This is a genomic window from Anabaena sp. CCY 0017 (assembly GCF_963920885.1).
GTDB lineage: Bacteria > Cyanobacteriota > Cyanobacteriia > Cyanobacteriales > Nostocaceae > Nodularia.
This window is the reverse complement of the sequence record NZ_CAWUDG010000005.1, coordinates 261,303-278,948: the sequence shown is the minus strand read 5'-3', so window position 1 is coordinate 278,948 and position 17,646 is coordinate 261,303. Positions and strand designations below refer to the sequence as shown.

The 17,646-nt window shown below is 39.7% G+C and carries 17 protein-coding genes and 1 other RNA gene; 5 read left to right on the top strand and 13 right to left on the bottom strand.

The window, feature by feature from the left end:
- Positions 1-486: 486 nt before the first annotated feature.
- Together ACM0OW_RS09085 and ACM0OW_RS09080 are read left to right on the top strand one after the other, a co-directional pair.
- Complete coding sequence (locus ACM0OW_RS09085) at positions 487-1,227, top strand: cytochrome c biogenesis protein CcdA (protein WP_271923179.1); 741 nt, start codon at positions 487-489, stop codon at positions 1,225-1,227.
- A gap of 3 nt (positions 1,228-1,230) precedes the next feature.
- On the top strand, positions 1,231-2,604 hold the full coding sequence (locus tag ACM0OW_RS09080) for a cytochrome c biogenesis protein (RefSeq protein ID WP_414549717.1): 1,374 nt from the start codon (positions 1,231-1,233) through the stop codon (positions 2,602-2,604).
- 100 nt (positions 2,605-2,704) lie between these two features.
- Here the strand turns inward: ACM0OW_RS09080 and queF are convergent, their stop codons facing one another.
- The 5 genes from queF to ACM0OW_RS09055 form a co-directional block, all read right to left on the bottom strand.
- Positions 2,705-3,091 (bottom strand): preQ(1) synthase, encoded by a 387-nt coding sequence (queF, locus tag ACM0OW_RS09075; protein ID WP_414549716.1) that lies wholly within the window; start codon positions 3,089-3,091, stop codon positions 2,705-2,707.
- A 68-nt stretch (positions 3,092-3,159) separates the two neighbouring features.
- Positions 3,160-3,567, bottom strand: a complete 408-nt coding sequence (locus ACM0OW_RS09070; RefSeq protein WP_414549715.1) for a hypothetical protein — start codon at positions 3,565-3,567, stop codon at positions 3,160-3,162.
- A 115-nt stretch (positions 3,568-3,682) separates the two neighbouring features.
- Positions 3,683-4,084 carry a phasin family protein gene (locus ACM0OW_RS09065; RefSeq protein ID WP_414549714.1) on the bottom strand — a complete coding sequence of 134 codons (402 nt, stop codon included), beginning with the start codon at positions 4,082-4,084 and terminating at the stop codon, positions 3,683-3,685.
- Positions 4,085-4,111: 27 nt separating this feature from the next.
- Positions 4,112-4,208: signal recognition particle sRNA small type (gene ffs / locus ACM0OW_RS09060), an RNA gene on the bottom strand.
- A gap of 38 nt (positions 4,209-4,246) precedes the next feature.
- Positions 4,247-4,513 carry a YciI family protein gene (locus tag ACM0OW_RS09055; protein WP_414549713.1) on the bottom strand — a complete coding sequence of 89 codons (267 nt, stop codon included), beginning with the start codon at positions 4,511-4,513 and terminating at the stop codon, positions 4,247-4,249.
- A 188-nt stretch (positions 4,514-4,701) separates the two neighbouring features.
- Here ACM0OW_RS09055 and ACM0OW_RS09050 point away from each other — a divergent pair, with 188 nt between their 5' ends.
- The 3 genes from ACM0OW_RS09050 (at position 4,702) to ACM0OW_RS09040 (ending at position 8,735) form a co-directional block, all read left to right on the top strand.
- Positions 4,702-5,250, top strand: a complete 549-nt coding sequence (locus ACM0OW_RS09050; protein WP_414549712.1) for a 2'-5' RNA ligase family protein — start codon at positions 4,702-4,704, stop codon at positions 5,248-5,250.
- Between the two features lie 124 nt (positions 5,251-5,374).
- On the top strand, positions 5,375-6,778 hold the full coding sequence (locus ACM0OW_RS09045) for a glycoside hydrolase 100 family protein (protein WP_414549711.1): 1,404 nt from the start codon (positions 5,375-5,377) through the stop codon (positions 6,776-6,778).
- A gap of 76 nt (positions 6,779-6,854) precedes the next feature.
- A complete protein-coding gene (locus tag ACM0OW_RS09040; protein ID WP_414549710.1) occupies positions 6,855-8,735 on the top strand; it encodes an ABC transporter ATP-binding protein in 1,881 nt (626 codons plus the stop codon).
- A 142-nt stretch (positions 8,736-8,877) separates the two neighbouring features.
- Here the strand turns inward: ACM0OW_RS09040 and ACM0OW_RS09035 are convergent, their stop codons facing one another.
- The 8 genes from ACM0OW_RS09035 to ACM0OW_RS09000 all read right to left on the bottom strand — a co-directional run bounded on the left by ACM0OW_RS09035 (position 8,878) and on the right by ACM0OW_RS09000 (position 17,452).
- Positions 8,878-9,855, bottom strand: a complete 978-nt coding sequence (locus ACM0OW_RS09035; RefSeq protein ID WP_414549709.1) for a sucrase ferredoxin — start codon at positions 9,853-9,855, stop codon at positions 8,878-8,880.
- Positions 9,856-10,881: 1,026 nt separating this feature from the next.
- The gene (locus ACM0OW_RS09030) at positions 10,882-11,421 is read right to left on the bottom strand and encodes a hypothetical protein (protein ID WP_414549708.1); all 540 of its coding nucleotides are present in this window, start codon (positions 11,419-11,421) and stop codon (positions 10,882-10,884) included.
- A 60-nt stretch (positions 11,422-11,481) separates the two neighbouring features.
- Positions 11,482-12,105, bottom strand: a complete 624-nt coding sequence (locus ACM0OW_RS09025) for an exopolysaccharide biosynthesis protein (RefSeq protein WP_414549707.1) — start codon at positions 12,103-12,105, stop codon at positions 11,482-11,484.
- A 305-nt stretch (positions 12,106-12,410) separates the two neighbouring features.
- A complete protein-coding gene (locus ACM0OW_RS09020) occupies positions 12,411-13,544 on the bottom strand; it encodes an SAM-dependent methyltransferase (protein ID WP_414549706.1) in 1,134 nt (377 codons plus the stop codon).
- Between the two features lie 227 nt (positions 13,545-13,771).
- Positions 13,772-14,698, bottom strand: a complete 927-nt coding sequence (gene murQ / locus ACM0OW_RS09015) for an N-acetylmuramic acid 6-phosphate etherase (protein WP_414549705.1) — start codon at positions 14,696-14,698, stop codon at positions 13,772-13,774.
- Positions 14,699-14,756: 58 nt separating this feature from the next.
- Entirely contained in the window at positions 14,757-15,209 is a 453-nt protein-coding gene (locus ACM0OW_RS09010; RefSeq protein ID WP_414549704.1) for a DUF3110 domain-containing protein, read from the bottom strand.
- A gap of 272 nt (positions 15,210-15,481) precedes the next feature.
- Positions 15,482-16,513: a DUF1350 family protein gene (locus ACM0OW_RS09005; protein WP_414549703.1), complete on the bottom strand. Its 1,032-nt coding sequence runs from the start codon at positions 16,511-16,513 to the stop codon at positions 15,482-15,484.
- Positions 16,514-16,741: 228 nt separating this feature from the next.
- On the bottom strand, positions 16,742-17,452 hold the full coding sequence (locus ACM0OW_RS09000; protein ID WP_414549702.1) for a hypothetical protein: 711 nt from the start codon (positions 17,450-17,452) through the stop codon (positions 16,742-16,744).
- Positions 17,453-17,646 lie beyond the last annotated feature (194 nt).

The following is a 17,646-nucleotide window of genomic DNA, read 5'->3' as shown; positions in this document are numbered from 1 at the left end:
CACGTACTATGAAATAAAAAGGGGACTTTTAGCGATCAAAGCTAGTAGAAAGTTAGTTGATTTCTAGAAGTTATGCGATGAATACCCTGTTTTACTATTAGATGATATGGCAATATTTAAAAAAGCCACCGAAATTAATGCTGATTTAAAATTAGAGGATTGGTTGGAAGTGATTCAATGAAGTAAAAAAGAATTTATGTTGTAGAGACTTTCCATGTAATACCAATTGTATGAGAGGCGGTACATAATCCAGAAATACCTTGGCTAATCCATCTTTATCTGCGTCCATCTGTGTCCATCTGCGTTCAATTATGCTTGATATTTTATTCCATGCAGCTTCATACTAATTTAATATAACGTCTCTACAAGTGTTTTGAAAAAAGCATATTTAAATTCGGTCGATATCTATTCCCATCCTGTTTAAATATCTCTCAAAAATACGTTAGAATTCTAAATATAACAAGCATTTGCCGCTTAGAAATTCCCATGCTGGAGACTCTACAAACACGACTTTACGAACTAGAACAATTTGCCAACACTCTAGTATCTAACCAACTAACGCACCTCAGCTTACTCAGTATTGGCATTATTTTCACCGCCGGCTTACTCACCAGTCTTACCCCTTGTATGCTGTCCATGCTACCAATTACCATTGGTTACATCGGGGGTTATGAAGCCAAAGGTCGTCTCCAAGCAGCCGCACAATCGACATGGTTTGCTTTGGGTTTAGCAACTACTCTAGCAGGGCTGGGAATTATAGCAGCTTTTGTGGGAAAAGTCTATGGCCAAGTGGGAATCGGCTTACCAATTATCGTCAGTATTATCGCCATTCTCATGGGGCTGAACTTACTAGAAGCCTTACCTATACAATTTCCTTCCCTGGGCGAAACTAATTGGATTTCCCCAGATTTACCGCCGGGTGTGCGTTCCTATTCCCTGGGGTTAACTTTCGGCTTGGTCGCTTCTCCTTGTAGTACCCCGGTTTTAGCCAGCTTACTGGGTTGGGTTGCGAGTACACAAGATTTAATTCTGGGCGCTATTTTGTTACTATCCTATACGGCAGGGTATGTAGCACCATTGATTTTAGCTGGGACTTTTACGGCTTCAATTAAAAAGCTGCTAGAACTGCGACGTTGGTCTGGTTGGATTAATCCAGTTAGCGGTGTGCTATTAGTCGCATTTGGTGTATTTTCTTTAATTTCTCGATTCCCTTTGGGAAGTTTTTAAGCAATGACTGTAGAAAATTCAGCGTCCACAGAATTAAATTGGTGGTCATTACCTGGGCGATTCTTACGCAGGGAGATTTTACCTGTACTGACTAATTTACGACTAGCGATCGCACTCTTATTAATTATCGCTGTTTTTAGCATCAGTGGCACGGTCATTGAGCAAGGTCAGTCACCAGCATATTATCAGTCTAACTACCCCGAAAGTCCAGCTTTATTTGGTTTCCTGACTTGGAAGGTAATTCAAGTAGTTGGGTTAGACCATGTATATCGCACTTGGTGGTTTCTCGGTTTATTAATTTTATTTGGTACGAGTCTCACAGCTTGTACATTTACCCGTCAGTTACCAGCTTTAAAAACCGCCCGACGCTGGAAATATTACGAAGAACCCCGGAAATTCCAAAAATTAGCCTTGAGTGCAGAACTAGATACTGGTTCCCTCAATTCTTTAAACGAACTCTTACAAAATCGCCGTTATAAAATCTTTCAAGAACCAGAAAAAGAAAATATTCTTTACGCGCGGAAGGGAATAATTGGACGTATCGGACCGATTATTGTCCATGTGGGTATTGTGACTATTCTCCTGGGGGGAATTCTCGGCGCGATGACTGGATTTATGGCTCAAGAAATGATATCTAGTGGTGATACATTTCAAGTCAAGAATATTATAGATGCTGGTCCCTGGGCAAATTTCCAAATTCTCAAAGATTGGTCTGTGCGTGTAAATCGTTTTTGGATTGATTACACACCAACTGGTGGAATCGACCAATTTTATTCAGATATGTCAGTCTTGGATAAACAGGGAGAAGAAGTTGACCATAAGAAGATTTTCGTTAATCAACCCCTGCGTTATCATGGCGTAACTTTTTATCAAACTGATTGGGGAATCTCCGCAGTTCGTATCCAATTTAATAACAGCCCGATTTTTCAGTTACCGATGGCTTCATTAGACACCAACGGTAAAGGACGCATTTGGGGAAGTTGGATTCCCACCAAACCTGATTTGAGTGAAGGCGTTTCTGTGATTGCCAAAGACTTGCAAGGAATGGTATTAATATATGATTCCGCCGGGAAGTTAGTAGACACAGTACGCACGGGAATGTCAGCCAAAGTCAATGGCGTGAATCTAAAAATTGTCGATGTTCTGGGAAGCACTGGCTTACAAATCAAATCTGATCCAGGTATACCCCTAGTTTATACAGGATTCGCCTTATTAATGTTAGGCGCAACCATGAGTTATTTCTCACACTCGCAAATTTGGGCATTAAAAACAGGCGATCGCTTGTATATTGGTGGTAAGACTAACCGCGCCCAAGTTGCATTTGAACAAGAAGTTTTAGAAATCTTAGATGGTCTGAGTTCTCAATCTGGAGTTTAACGCCAAGGTACGCGGAGAATTGCAAAATTACAGGTATTTTCAAAATATACCACGCGGTAGGGGCGCAAGGCCTTGCGCCCCTACTTCTATGCGTTGACATCTATTTCTGATGACGCACTTCCACTACAGTATGGACATTACCACGGGGAGTAAAATCTGCCTTGACTGTGACTTCTAAAGGATCACAAGCAGCCACAAAATCATCTAAAATTTGATTTGCAGATTCTTCGTGAGAAATATAGCGATCGCGATAACTATTAATATACAGCTTCAAAGCCTTCAATTCTACCACACGCTCATCAGGCATATAGGTAATATAAATTGTCGCAAAATCAGGATAACCCGAAAAAGGACACTTACAAGTAAATTCCGGTAAAGAAATACTCACATCATAACGCCTACCCACACGCGGATTAGGGAAAGTAATTAACTTACCCTCAGTAATCTCACGTTCACCATACTTCATCTCAGGAGAAGAACTACTCATACTTCTTTTTTCAATATATAAGCTTTTAAATCAAAAAAAAATCCGCTTACCTTAGCGCCCCTCTGCGTTTAAAACCTTTCCTCTTCCTTTTCCCAATCAGGACAATTTTGATCATCCCACCCATGAGGATGCATACCACACACTAACAGATTACCACCATATACCTGACCGTGGTAATGTTGACAACCCATACAAGCCGCATTTTTTTCTGCTGTTGGTTCTACCCCATAAGGAAAACCAGGATCTCCATCTCCCACGACATCTTCCAGTTCCCAGTATAGTTCCAAAACTGGTTCAGTCAGTTCCTGTAAATATTGGTCAATTTCAGTAGCGATGGAATTTTGTACCTGATCAGAAAATTCTTCGCTGAGTTCAAAAAATACATCTACCATTTCACTCATTCCCAGGAAGAAACGTTCTACTTCATCAGCCACGGTTTCGACCATTTCTGCTAAATCTTTTTGCCATTGTTCCATAAACCTAGGCCTTTACCGAATACAAACAGGACGCTTAGTGCTATTAGGCTTGCAGCACTGTACTACATCCTGGGCAATGTATATTATAAAGCTATATCGACACACAGCTAACTGCTTATTGATCTTTTTGCAGGTCTTGTAGTTCTCTTTGCAGTTTTAACACTTGTTCACGCAAGTTATCAACATTATCTGCTGAAGACTCTGCTGATTTTGGGGAATCTTTGACAGTTCCCGTTTCATCTTCTTCTAAAATTTCAATGCGGCGGGGTTCAGAAGCTGGTGATTTATCCTGCGTTTCACTAGGTTTTGGCGGCTGTTGAGCTTGTTTCATCATATCTTCGACAAAACGGCGGGCTTCTTCTGTGTTCATTTCGCCCTTCGCCACCATTTCATCCGCCAGTTTTTGGACTTGCGATCGCAGTTCGCCCAACTTTCCTCCTGCTTTCTCACCTGCGTAAGAAGCTAACCCAACACCGAGGTAAAAAGCTTTTTGAACAATATCTCCAAAACCAGGCATTGCTGCTGAACGCTCCTAACAAAATAGGGCGACCCGGAGACTACGCCTACTATAAGCATCCCGTATTGCTGCTACCTTCCGGTTCTGACAAGATTTGGGCGTTACAGTCGCGTAGATCCAGGTCTAGACATGAGTATAACATGAAAACTCTGTAAGTGTGTGTTACTCCATAACAATTTTCCATTCATAAAGCTGATAACTCACACAATCGTTCTGCACTAATGGATCAAGAGCTACAATTGCTTCAGCTTCATCCCTAGAAGCCGCCTCAAATATCAACATTCCGCCCCTGTCTTCTGCCCAATAGCCTGTTCTGGCTTTGTGTCCTTTGGCAATCAAATCTTCAACATAGGCTTTGTGGGCGGGTACGTATTGGTCAAAAATTGGTTTATCGACTTTACCTGCTTCAATTTTGACAAATAAGGGCATTTATCTGGACACCTCTCAATTTTTAGTAAGTAGGTCAACCTAATTAAACATAAAACCTTGACGCTATAGATCCCCGACTTCTCAAAGAAGTCGGGGATCTGGATATTACGTTTTTTAAGTTTGAGCTACTTAACTATACATATATATTTGTAATATTCTTGAGGCTTCGCTGTTCAACATCAACTAAAATGAGCCGTTTTTTTATCGCCCTTTTACCACCACAGCATATTCAGGATTACGCCAACGAGATTAAACAGCACTTCGCTGATCATTATGCCAGCCGTGGGGCGCAAAAGTCACCGCCTCATATTACCTTGCAACCCCCGTTTGAATGGTCAGATGCTAACATTCCACAGCTAGAAGCATCCCTGAAAGAGTTTGCTAATCAACAACAGCCAATCCCAATCACACTCAACGGTTATGCAGCTTTTCCTCCCCGTGTTATATACATAAATGTAGTTAAAAGTCAAGAACTTTTGACATTGCAAGCTGATTTAATGGCTTATGTCGAAAGTAATTTAGAAATAGTGGATAAAACATCTCAAACTCGCCCCTTTACACCCCATCTGACTGTAGCGTTTCGGGATTTAACAAAGCAAAACTTTAGACTTGCTTGGCCAGAATTTGTCCAGCGTTCGTTAAATTTTGATTTTGCTGCTGAGAAGTTAACGCTGCTGCTACATGACGGTCAGCGTTGGAATATCAAATCAGAGTTTGCTTTCTGCTCAAATGTCTAAGAATTCTGGCAGTGATATGCTCGGTAGTGAGTGCGATCGCTCTTGATAGCGTTTCCTCGACTGCTGAAGTCTGGATTTATCCGTCGGATCAATCCAACATCTAACATCCCAAATCCAAAATTGTATGACTCGCGCAATTGACAAGAACGACCTGCTAGATACACAAGCCTGGAAGCTGCTGGAAGAATCGATAATTTATTACCAAGGTCAACCCATTGGTACAATAGCCGCCCATGATCCGGAATTAGACGCACTCAACTATGATCAGTGCTTTTTTCGTGATTTTGTCCCTTCGGCTTTGGTGTTTCTCATGGCGGGTAAACCAGAAATCGTCCGTAACTTCTTAGTACAAACACTGAAATTACAAAGTCATGACAAGCAAATGGACTGCTTTGAACCCGGTGCAGGATTAATGCCTGCTAGTTTTAAAGTAGAACACGAGGGTGATGAAGAATTTTTAGTAGCTGATTTTGGAGAACAGGCGATCGCTCGTGTTCCTCCTATAGACTCTTGTATGTGGTGGATTATCCTCCTCCGGGCTTATGAAAAAGCTACAGGCGATGTGGAACTAGCACGTCAACCAGAATTTCAGGAAGGAATCAAGCTAATTTTGGATCTGTGTTTGGTGCATCGGTTTTCCATGTACCCGACAATCTTGGTTCCCGATGGCGCATTTATGATTGACCGCCGCATGGGAGTCTACGAACATCCACTGGAAATACAAGTATTATTTTACGCTGCCCTCATTGCTTCCCGTGAATTGCTGTTACCAAATGAAGATAGTGATAGCTACATCAGTAAAGTAAATGGGCGATTGGGCGCTTTGAAATTTCACGTCCGCAACTATTATTGGATCGACCTCCAGCGATTGAGCGAAATTTATCGCTATAAAGGTGACGAGTTTGGTAAAGAAGTTGCCAATAAGTTCAATATTTACCCAGAATCAATTCCCCATTGGTTAACCGAGTGGCTACCTGAAGAAGGAGGCTATTTAGCCGGGAATCTTGGCCCTGGAAGAATGGATTTTCGTTTTTTTGCTTTAGGAAATCTCATGGCCATTTTGGCATCCTTAGCCAGCGATGCTGAATCTGAAAGCATCATGAATTTATTTGCTGAACGCTGGCACGATTTAATGGGTTATATGCCTGTTAAAATCTGTTATCCCGCCTTAGAAGGTGCAGAGTGGCGGATGACTACCGGCTGTGACCCCAAAAATACCGCTTGGTCTTATCATAATGGCGGTAACTGGCCGGTTTTACTGTGGTTATTTGTGGCAGCTGCTCAAAAAGTTGGTCGTGTAGAATTAGCGCAGAAGGCGATCGCCATTGTGGAAAAGCGGTTAATTGCCGATAAATATCCTGAATATTACGATGGTAAAAATGGTCGTCTCATTGGTAGAGAAGCCAGATTGTATCAAACTTGGAGTATCGCCGGATTAATCGCCGCTAAACAGTTTATCTCCAACCCTGAACAAATAAAACTCATCAGTTTTGCTGAAATTAGCGATAGTTTAGGTTGTAGCCTTTAATATTCCCCATTCCCTACTTTGCTACATTAAAAAAACGTGTTTCTCCTGTTGAAAAAATTAATATAATGCTCTTATTATGAGCAGCTACCAATCTTTAAACAAATCCGATACCAACAACCGCGCGAATAGCAGCGATTGGCGGTTATTTTTACGTCTATTGCCTTACGCCCGTCGCAGTGGCAAACTGCTGACACTGGCACTAGTGCTACTGATACCAATAGCATTAGCCAACGCAGTCCAACCACTGCTGATTGGACAGGTGATTTCTCTGATTCGCGATGAACCCAACACATATCAATTTCTCAGGAATTTTCCCTTGCCGCAAGGGTTAAATATCCTGCAAGTATTAATCCTGATTGCCATTGTGATTAGACTGATACTAACTGGTGTTCAGGGTTATCTACTACAAAAGCTAGGGCAAAAAATCACGGCTGCAATTCGCCAAGATTTATTTCATCATGTCACATCTTTAGCGGTGCGTTTTTTTGACCGTACACCCATAGGTAAAATAATTACTCGACTGACCAGCGATGTAGAAGTATTGGGAGATGTCTTTTCTACTGGGGCGATTGGCATTGTCTCCAATGTGTTGACCATGCTGGTGATCATCGGGATCATGCTTTCCATTGAGTGGAAACTTGCTTGCTTACTGCTAGTGATGCTACTGCCCATTACTTGGTTGATTATTTACTTTCAGCAACAGTACCGCAAAGCCAATTACAAAGCACGAGAAGAACTTTCTGGCTTAAATTCCCAGCTACAAGAAAATGTAGTTGGGATGAACATCGTGCAATTATTTCGACGAGAAAGTTTTAATGCTAACTTGTTTCGCCACGCCAACCAACGCTACACCAACCAAGTAGATCAAACCATTCTTTATGATTCGGCTGTTTCCGCCACTTTGGAATGGATCGGACTAATTGCGATCGCTGGAGTACTTTTACTAGGTGGGTGGTTACTTTTAGATCAAGCCCTCACCTTTGGGGTATTAGCTGCCTTTATCTTATATGCCCAGCGATTATTTGACCCTTTAAGAGATTTTGCCGAAAAATTCACCGTCATTCAAGCAGGTTTTACTGCTATTGAACGCATTACCGACATTTTAGATGAACCCATAGAAATCCGCGATGGTAGTAATCCTCGCTTTTCCATATTTGATTCCAGTCTCGGCTATATAGACGAAATAGTTCATAGTATGGAATCCCAAGAGTTCGATCCGACTCCAGAATTAGGAGAAATTCGGTTTGAACACGTCTGGTTTGCCTACAAAGACGATGATTATGTGATTAAAGACTTAGACTTTGTAATTCATCCCGGTGAAAAAATCGCCTTAGTCGGTCCCACCGGTGCAGGCAAAAGTTCGATTATTCGGCTTTTGTGTCGTCTTTATGAACCAACCCAAGGACGCATTCTAGTAGATGGTGTAGATATCCGGGAGTTACCACAGTCAGATTTACGCCGCTATATGGCAGTAATTTTGCAAGAAGGCTTCTTGTTTGCTGGTGATGTCAAAAGCAATATTACTTTAGGCGACCATTACACCTTGGAGGAAATTCAACAAGCTGCTAGTAAAACCAATGTAGCTGAGTTTATTGAAAATTTACCCCAAGGCTACGATACTCAACTGCGGCAACGGGGGACTAATATTTCTAGTGGTCAAAAGCAACTTTTAGCCTTTGCCCGTGCCGCCATTCGTAACCCACAAATTTTGGTACTGGATGAAGCTACTGCTAGTTTAGATGTAAGTACAGAAACTTTAGTGCAAGAGGCATTAAACCAAGTCTTGGTGAAGCGTACAGCTATTATTATTGCTCACCGCTTGTCTACAATCCGCAATGTCAATCGAATTTTTGTGTTGAAGCGAGGTGAATTAATAGAACAAGGTAGCCATGACCAATTGTTACAGCAAGGGGGACTATATGCGACTTTACATAATTTGCAAATGTTGGGTTCTTAAGTACAGCTTTGTGTGAAAATATCGAATTTTTCAACGTAGAGGGGTGCGAAGGTAACGCCAAGTAACGCTGAGGTTGTTGTTAAATATTTGAGGGCTTGTTTTGGTAGATAGCAACCTCTGGGATGATGATGTTTATTAATATTTAACTACTGCAAGTTGCCACTTTATTACAGACAAGCCCGATACTTTCTACAGCATATTTGACAAACACGGAACTATCTTTGGCATTACAAGAACCTTTTATTTCCAGTGTCTTGGTTGTATCTTTCACAAGTTTTGCTTGATAAATAGATAGAGAACCACAGGGTTCTTCAACACTTAACTCAGCTAATATAGTATCGTTATCTAAACTTTGCTGAATGATTTTCCCCGCCACTTTATAATTAAACCAATTCCATCCGTGGTGCAGCATCAGTTCTCTTTCTAATATTTGCACCGCAGTCGGTAGAATTCCCCAGCCTCTATACACTTTTCTCAAACCTTGGATATCACCTGTACGGGTCAAAATTGACCGAAATGATTCTTGATTGAGAACACCATAATATCTACCATCTGGTAAATCTATCGCTGTTGGTGCAAATCGATGTCCACCAAAATGGCTGGATTTCCAAATTCGCACATCATCCAATTCTAAATCAGCAATAATAGCGCCAGCTTGAAAATAAAAAGGACTACCATATCTAGCACAACATTGATCATGGCTACCGTGGGTACAGACTAAAATATCTCTGGTGATATTTGTCTCTATTTCATGTTCGGGTATTTTGCCCCATAAACATTTTTTTACTACTCCTGCTACTTGTTCAATATGTGGTAACTTGAACTCGTATTTTTGGTATCCATGACTCAAACCCTCTTGTTTGCGATATATCAACAGGGTTGTGTAGTCTACTTTATGAGAATAATTATTAGCAATTAACAGAAATCTCACAGATAATTTAGCACGGCGGACTTCTTCTACTAAAAGCTGTAAATTATTAGGTACCCATTTAGATTGAAAAGCATCATAAGCCCAGGGTTGAGGACATTCAACCAAAATATATGTGTCGTAATTTGTCGCACTACTAATAATATCTTCTCCTACTTCTCGCGCATGGTCAGAACAAAAAAAAGTATTCATCGAAATTTACTCATTAATGAATTTTATGGACAGAAGGCTTTGATACAAAGCTAATGTAATTTTGGCTACGAAACTTCAACCCTGAGAAATAAACGAGAATAATCTGCATTTACTAGTGAAAAGCAGGTAGCCACTTTATAACATCATTTTTAATAAACGTCTTTCTGATTAATAAAATCTCCAGATTAGAGTTCACTAATCGCAAGAGAGATATTAAAGTGATTTCAAGCAGAGTTTTGTATTGTTTTTTATCTAGGGAGACAAAAAATTGTCCTAGCTGAAACTGAGTTTGTCTGAACTTATTTCCCGAAATTAAACTCAGCCAGTCCTGAACAAGAAACAATCCTGATCTTTGCCTATAATCATCTACGAAAACGGCTTTGTTAGTCTCATGGCTGTTTAAGGTTTCTATGACACTACTTATTTTTAATATATCAAAAAAGAAATACATATTGCAAAAAATTCTCAATTAATAAGGAAAAAATAAGACATCAAGCTGAAAGTAAGATTACTTTCGGCAGATGAATTTTATCAATAGGCTTAGTAACAAAACATAATCAGTATTGTTCTTGTTTCTGAAGCTGATGTTGTCCTTTCACCTCATCTAAGCCACTGAAAGTTAGATATAGCAACCGCCAAGAAGTTTAGGACATTGTTGATTATTGAAAGCCTTAAATCAACTTGGTTTGATACTAACAACTCGCAGCCATGACCGCAGGGCTTTACAGCACTTAGCACTTTGCTATATATCTAAAGTATTTTTTAGACTAATAATTTTACTTTAACTGAATTCGATCTGAAATGCAAGTATTTTTTCAGGTTTAGCACTTTGATTAATTTTTATTTTTTCTGATATTTTGTGACAATTTTAGGTTAATTAACATAAAGATAAAGCTAGACTTAAGACAATAAGTATCGAAAGTTTCAATGATATATATAGGGCTGTTCAAAGTTAGATAATTGGAACACAATTTCAGGTCATAAATTTTATGACTAGATCAGTAATGCCGAGTGAGTTTTTGACGGTTAATTGAGGTTTACGTCTGAGTTTTGGTTTAATTCCCAGCCCAACAATCTGGGTAGCTGTGATACATTTAAGGCATAGTTACCAGTCCAGAGAATAATTTCTAAAATTAACAAATTTTGCACCCACCAGAGTTGCTTGGCAGAACCTAATATTGTCAAACCTTCATACATTTGCCAGATGCGGTAAGGCACATACAAATAGGGAACCATTACCCAAACGACACTGTGAAAAAGTTTGACTGAGATGCTTTCGGAGAGGATTTGTAACCCTAACATGACAAAGTACCAAGCAATTACTGCTAGTACAGAGGTATAGCTCCACAATACACCCCATAAAACCATTACCAGCAAAGGTAGGAATACTCCCAGTATTTGCACGGTGCTAAACCACAGTTTAAACCATCTCGGCAACGGTTCTGGAATCCTGTAGGGTTTTGCGTGTTTCCACGCCCAACCCACCACAATCAAAAAAGATGTTACGGAGAAGAAAAACAGCAGGTTTTCCAGAAATAAACGCAGGTTAATGTTTAAGGCAGTCATGGCAGTATTATCTACTGTTAGTAATTTTATGCCATACGCCTCTAGGGGTATTTTTGGAGATTAACGCCCCAGCCAAGTCTTGAGTAAATCCAGCAGACTAGAACCACCCCAAATCACTGCAACTAAAATAGAAATACTGGAAATCCCCCCGATTAAACAGATAACTAAACCTCCTAAGCTAATCGCACCATCATCTTCAAGTAAACCAAAGCTAGTCACGAAAACTCCGATGGCTGGGAGGGTATTGGTTCCGGGAATGGGAATGATCATGGAAATGGCCATTAAGGCGATCGCAATCCCAATGGTGAGTTTACCTGGTAGAGTAGTACAAATATAGGTCAAACGTGGCCGAGCGATCGCTTCAATCTTTTGCAACCAAGGATTTCCCGCCTTCAAAAATTTCTGGACTGTTTCTAGCTTAATGGGATGATTGAGCATTTTTTGGGGTAGCCAGGGAATGTTAGCCCCAACAATCAGCTGTATAGCCAGCAAAAAAATCAGAATTCCAAAAGGAGTCGAGTATCCAGGTGCAGGAACTGGTAAAGCGGACGGAAGAGACAAAATAACCAGCAAAAACCCAAAAACTCGTTCCTTGGCTAGCAGCAGAATCTCTGCCAAAGTTACGTGTGCAGTGCGGTCTTCATCAAAAAAATAGCGTTGTAACTCGTGGGATAGTCTAGCCATAGATTACTGATTTTAATTGCAATTTAGCACTTTGAAACATCAAACCTTGAAGATATGCGTATCTTCCCGGCTTTGTCAATAGTTTTGTCTAAGTTCTGATCTTAGCGATCGCATTCAAAGCAGAAGCGTCCTTCTTAGAGGATGTTTATAAGGTCTAATTTATTACTAGCGACTAGAAGTCGCAGTTATACAGACAAAACCCACCTGCGCGGGTTAAAAATCTTAATTCTTCGTTAGTCCGCCTCCGCGGACTTGGCCTGTGTAGTAGCTCTAGTCACCCATAGCGTAGCTTTTAAAACTTCTTCTTAAGTATGCACCATTAAATATTGACCATTCCCATTATATTCACCATCACAACTAGCAAAATTGCTAATAAACCAGATAAGATAAAACCGCCATAATCGGCGGAATTTAGCATAATTCATGCCATAATTTAAGTTCTTTATGGTTTCTTGATTATTATCAAAATTATCTAACCAGTTAGCAAATGTTTGTGAGTAGTTAGAACCATTAAGATACCATCTCTTAACGGTTTTAAGATTTTTATTATGGCTAGGAATTGCATCATAGTTCCAATATCTACCGTGGGGAAAAATGTATTTATGCGTGTAAGCACTAGAGATATTGTTAGGGGTACGAACTGTAATAATATGAATAAAAACCTTGCCATTCTCTTTGAGAAAAGAAGCTAACTTTTGAAAGGAGTTAGTTAAATTACCCACATGCTCCCAAACGCCAATAGACAGTATTTTGTCAAAATTTGTCTCAAATTCTGCATCATTTAAATCTCCTTCAGACAAGATGAATCTGCCTGAACTGAGATAGCTTTCAGGGTCTTGCATCTTCTGGCGCATATATTGACATTGTTCGTGGCTCAAATTCAGTCCAGTTACCTTGACATTGGGAAATTTAGCAAGAATATAATTGGGAACACATCCCCAACCACAACCAAAATCTAATATATGGTCTCCATCGTGGATATCTAATTTCTCAATCACATCATCGATCATATCTATCTGTGATTGTTCCAGGTTTAATGCTCCTTTTTCCCATAATCCCATACTGTACTTAGGATAAATTAGTTTTCCTTCACCTAACATTTGATTCAGCATGGCTTGAGGCAAATCATACTGAAGTTTCATTAAATCCCTTGACCCTTCCGCAAGATGATCGGTTTCTTTCAATACCCATTCATAGGGTACTAAAAGCGAAGGAAAATATTGAAAGAAAACAGGCATACAAGTATCAAAAAGTGTTTGCAGAGTTGAGTCAGGAATTTCTAATCCGTTAATGTAAGCCTCTCCTATAGCCATTTGGAGGGTGTTCACTATCTCAACCGCTCCACGGGTTGCTTGATATGCCAATGGATTTTTATTATTTATATCTCCTATTAGAGGGATATGTTTTTGAATTTCTTGTAATTGATGGCTATTAATCATGCTTATACTCCTTGTATAAAAATGAATGGTTGTATTGTGAATTTACAACCAATAATAGTTATCATTTACTCGCTTATTCACCTATATTTAGGTAGATGGAAAATCCATAATTTTTCATAACTACTATCTATTAAATAAAAAATATTCAGACAATATATCTATTTCCAAAGATTAATAAAGGTTAATTGATTATTAGCCAATTAACCTTAAATAGTAATTACAAATTCTCAAAGTTGTTTGTAATTTTTGTAAGTAGCAACAGCTATTCTGAGATTGCCTTGGTGTTCTGCAAGTAAGCGATCGCCTGCTTCCTGATCTAAACCAGTCCAGTGCATCAGCAACGCCAGCTTCACCCACTTCCCACTGCGTTCGAGTAAAAAACCAGCAGCTTCCCGACTCAAACCTGTTAAGTCTTGCAACATCTGCAAAGCGCGATCGCGTAACTTTTGATTTGTCACCGCCACATCTACCATGCGATTGCCGTAAACTTTGCCCAGCTTCACCATCACCCCAGTGGAAAGGATATTTAAAGCTAGCTTTGTGGCTGTACCAGCTTTTAAGCGAGTTGAACCAGCCAGGATTTCTGGCCCAGTTAACAAGCGAATATCAACATCAGCATCACAGCGCACCTGTTCTTTAGGTACGCAAGCCATAAAAATAGTTTTAGCACCCCTTTGACGAGAGGCATTGAGCGCTCCGTGGACAAAAGGAGTTGTCCCCCCGGCAGTGATTCCCACTACTACATCTAACTGCGTAATCTGTCGTTGGGCGATCGCCGCTTCCCCATCTTCAGTCCGGTCTTCTAAATCTTCAGAACTGCGTACCAATGCACCAGCACCACCAGCAATAATTCCCTGTACCAACTCCGGGGGTGTGCAGAAAGTAGGTGGACATTCAGACGCGTCTAACACCCCTAACCTGCCACTTGTCCCCGCACCCACATAAAATAAACGTCCTCCCTGGCTCAAACGTTCTGCGGCCACATCAATCGCTTCAGCCAACTGGAGTTGAGCCGCCGCCACCGCCGCCACGGCTTTTTCATCTTCACGATTAAACAAATCCACCAACTCAACAGAGCTGAGTTGGTCTAAGTTAAGACTATCAGGATTTACCTGTTCAGTTAAAAGATAGCCCCGTTCCTGTAAATTTGGCATAGTTTACTAAATAGCTGGATATTTTCCCCCATTCCCCATTCCCTATTTCCCCATCACATCACAACAACCCTTCAAATTTGCGCCGCATATTTTCTAATTCAGAATCAGACATTTCTGGTGCAGCTGGTGGCACTTGGTTAGATCGATAGCTATCGTCATCATTATCCTCTGCTTGAGCATCACCTTGCCAGTCAGTATTTTCCAAATTCAGTTCTGGAGGTAAAATTAAATCGCTGTTGGCCGGAACAATTTCCCATTCATACCCAGCACTTTCACAAAACCCCTTAATTTCCTCAGCATCGAGCATTTCCACTGTAGGGGTAGGGAAATCCTGAGCTTCCAGTAACAGGGCAAAGCGCAGAGCGTCATCTTCTGACTCAAACATCAAAATTTTATTGCGTACAGCCCCTGACTGCGATGACGAAGTATCTGCCACCCGAATTGAGTGAATGCCCTCATTTTCTGTGTTAGCGTTGAATATTAGCACAAAAACACGCATTGGTGTAATCATCTTTCCTTCTGTTTTGCGGTCTATCTCATTATTATTAAAGTTTGAAACTGTGCAAAGAAGAAAAACCCACAGCTACAACTTTCACTTTACAGGTATTTTTAGGTGTAGCAAAGTGCTGAGTTGTAGGGTGGGTTAGGACGATAGTCCTTAACCCACCATTATCCCTTCAGTTTATGATGGGTGACGCGATCGCTTTAGCGGAGGCATACCCCCTGAGCTATACCCACCTGACAATTTTTGGGGAATTAATTTTTGGTGTTCCCTAAACCCAGTTAATTCAGAGTTTTCAGCAATTTAATCAGATGAGATTCAAATCCGGCGGTGCGTTTCTGAGTTAGTTCAATCACCGGAATTGATAATGTATCAGGAAAATTAAGCACAAAATTGCCTATTTGTATACCTAGAGGGCGTAAATGTCCACCTGGTAATTCTTGCCAAAAGTCTTGCGGTGGTTTTTTCAAAGTATGAATAAACCAATTAGAAGTATCACGAGCCAGATTATCTGACTTAAAGCGCAATAGACCCAGCAAATTAAATAAATTACTATTTTTAATTAAAGCATAAGTTTCTTGCGGTGTTGGTTTGACATCAAAACCAAGCCGAGTCATGAATTCAGCTAAAAACTTAGGTTGAATAGCACTATCAAGACCTGTATTTACAGGAGCTAATAATATAGATGCCTGTCCTTTAATAAAAAGACTGTTAATGGTAACTTTTGTATTATCTAAACCTGGTTGCTCAGAATCAATATTTTGATTGAGGTAATATTTCACCAATTCAATAGTTTTGTCCCGTTTTTGCCGAACATCATTAATTAATATTTCTAAGTCCCTCAGTATATTGGTGATTTTTTGCTCATTCTTTTGAATATTTGATGTAGGCGATGTTTCTAAAACCAACTGGCGAATGAATTGTGCTAATTCTTTCGTCTCGGTAGGCAGAGCAGTAAACCCTTCTAAGAGAGAAATGTATTTACAGCCAATGCTATGTCCTATCCATGAAAAATTAGCATCATTTAAATAAGCTTGATAGTCATAGTTTAACAGTTGAGCTATTCTGACAATTTCGGGAATAATTTCATATTGTTCTCTGATGAGAAATCCGGCTTCTGCATAATGATTAAAAGTAAAATTGAAGGGAAGAATAACGATGGTATACTGCTGGTCAAATAAACTTTTCAATAAATATCGATAAAACAGCATAGGAACAAAAGTACCGAAAAAAGCACCCCCAATAAATTGGATGACTCCTTTAGGTTGGGGATGTAGCGCTACCCAACTGTGAGAAACTGGTCTAAATTTCATTTTTGATTTCATAATCTTTCTGGTTAGGTATTTGTACGACAAGATATTATTGTTGTATTGATTAATAACAACAATCAGAGACTTGATATGAAGCTAAATAGCTGAAGAGTATATCTAAGCCAGGAAGCCACCCTCCTGACTTAAATATTTAGTTAGCTTATATTTTGGTAAAATCTTACTTATCCGCGAACTTCTCTAGAGAAGTCGGGTATATACCTTCTAAAGGTTTTATTCTTGATCAAGCAGTTCTGCCAACTCTAGATTTTCAATGCGTTCAAACATTAAGTTTAATAACTCTTGTTCATCATTTGTAGCCGGAGAATTATCGCTTAGTGGAGACTTAACAAACTTGTCTGACACAAATAGAGATTTTAAACTAATAAAACTGCCACCACTAGCTGTGGGAACATTGTAAGCGATTTGATCAAAATCAGGAATCCTATCATTGAGATCATTAGGTAAGAAAGTCCCCCGTTGCTCAGGAGTCACTAATAACTCATAAGTAGGGCCTCTCAAAGCCAATCTAGAGATTTTCACATAGCCACGGAGTTCTAAATCTTTTCCTCCTTTTAAAAAATCTAGATTACCAAGATCAGGTAGTAAGGTAACTAATCCCGTATCGTGAGCCGGAATCTTAAAATCGAAGGTAAATTTTCTAGGATCACTTGGTACTTTTTTCAAATCACCAAATTCATTCTTTCCTGTAATATCCAATGCTATAACCGTGTCATCTAAATTTAAATCTGGTGTTGTGGTTATAAATTCCAGCCTTAATACGGCAACAGAATTAGTAGTATTAGCAATGGTTAAAAAGTAACCTTGAACAACTCGACGCGCAACTTCTTCGAGTTTTTTTGCAATAGCTGGGGGTAAAGCACCTAAGTTATCTATGGGAGCAATTCTCTTGACAACTAATTCAAATGTTGAAACTAGTGGCATAATTAATTCCTCAGTTAAATGTGATTTTTGCCTTCTAATTCTGTAATAGCTACTATTATTTACAATATTGCAGATATACAGAATTAAATATGATTCGCAAGCTGAAAAATTCTTTTTTAGCTGCTAATTATTCCACAGGTTTTTAGTTTTAATTTACGCAAGATGCTTGACATTTGTAACATTTCTTTACAAAC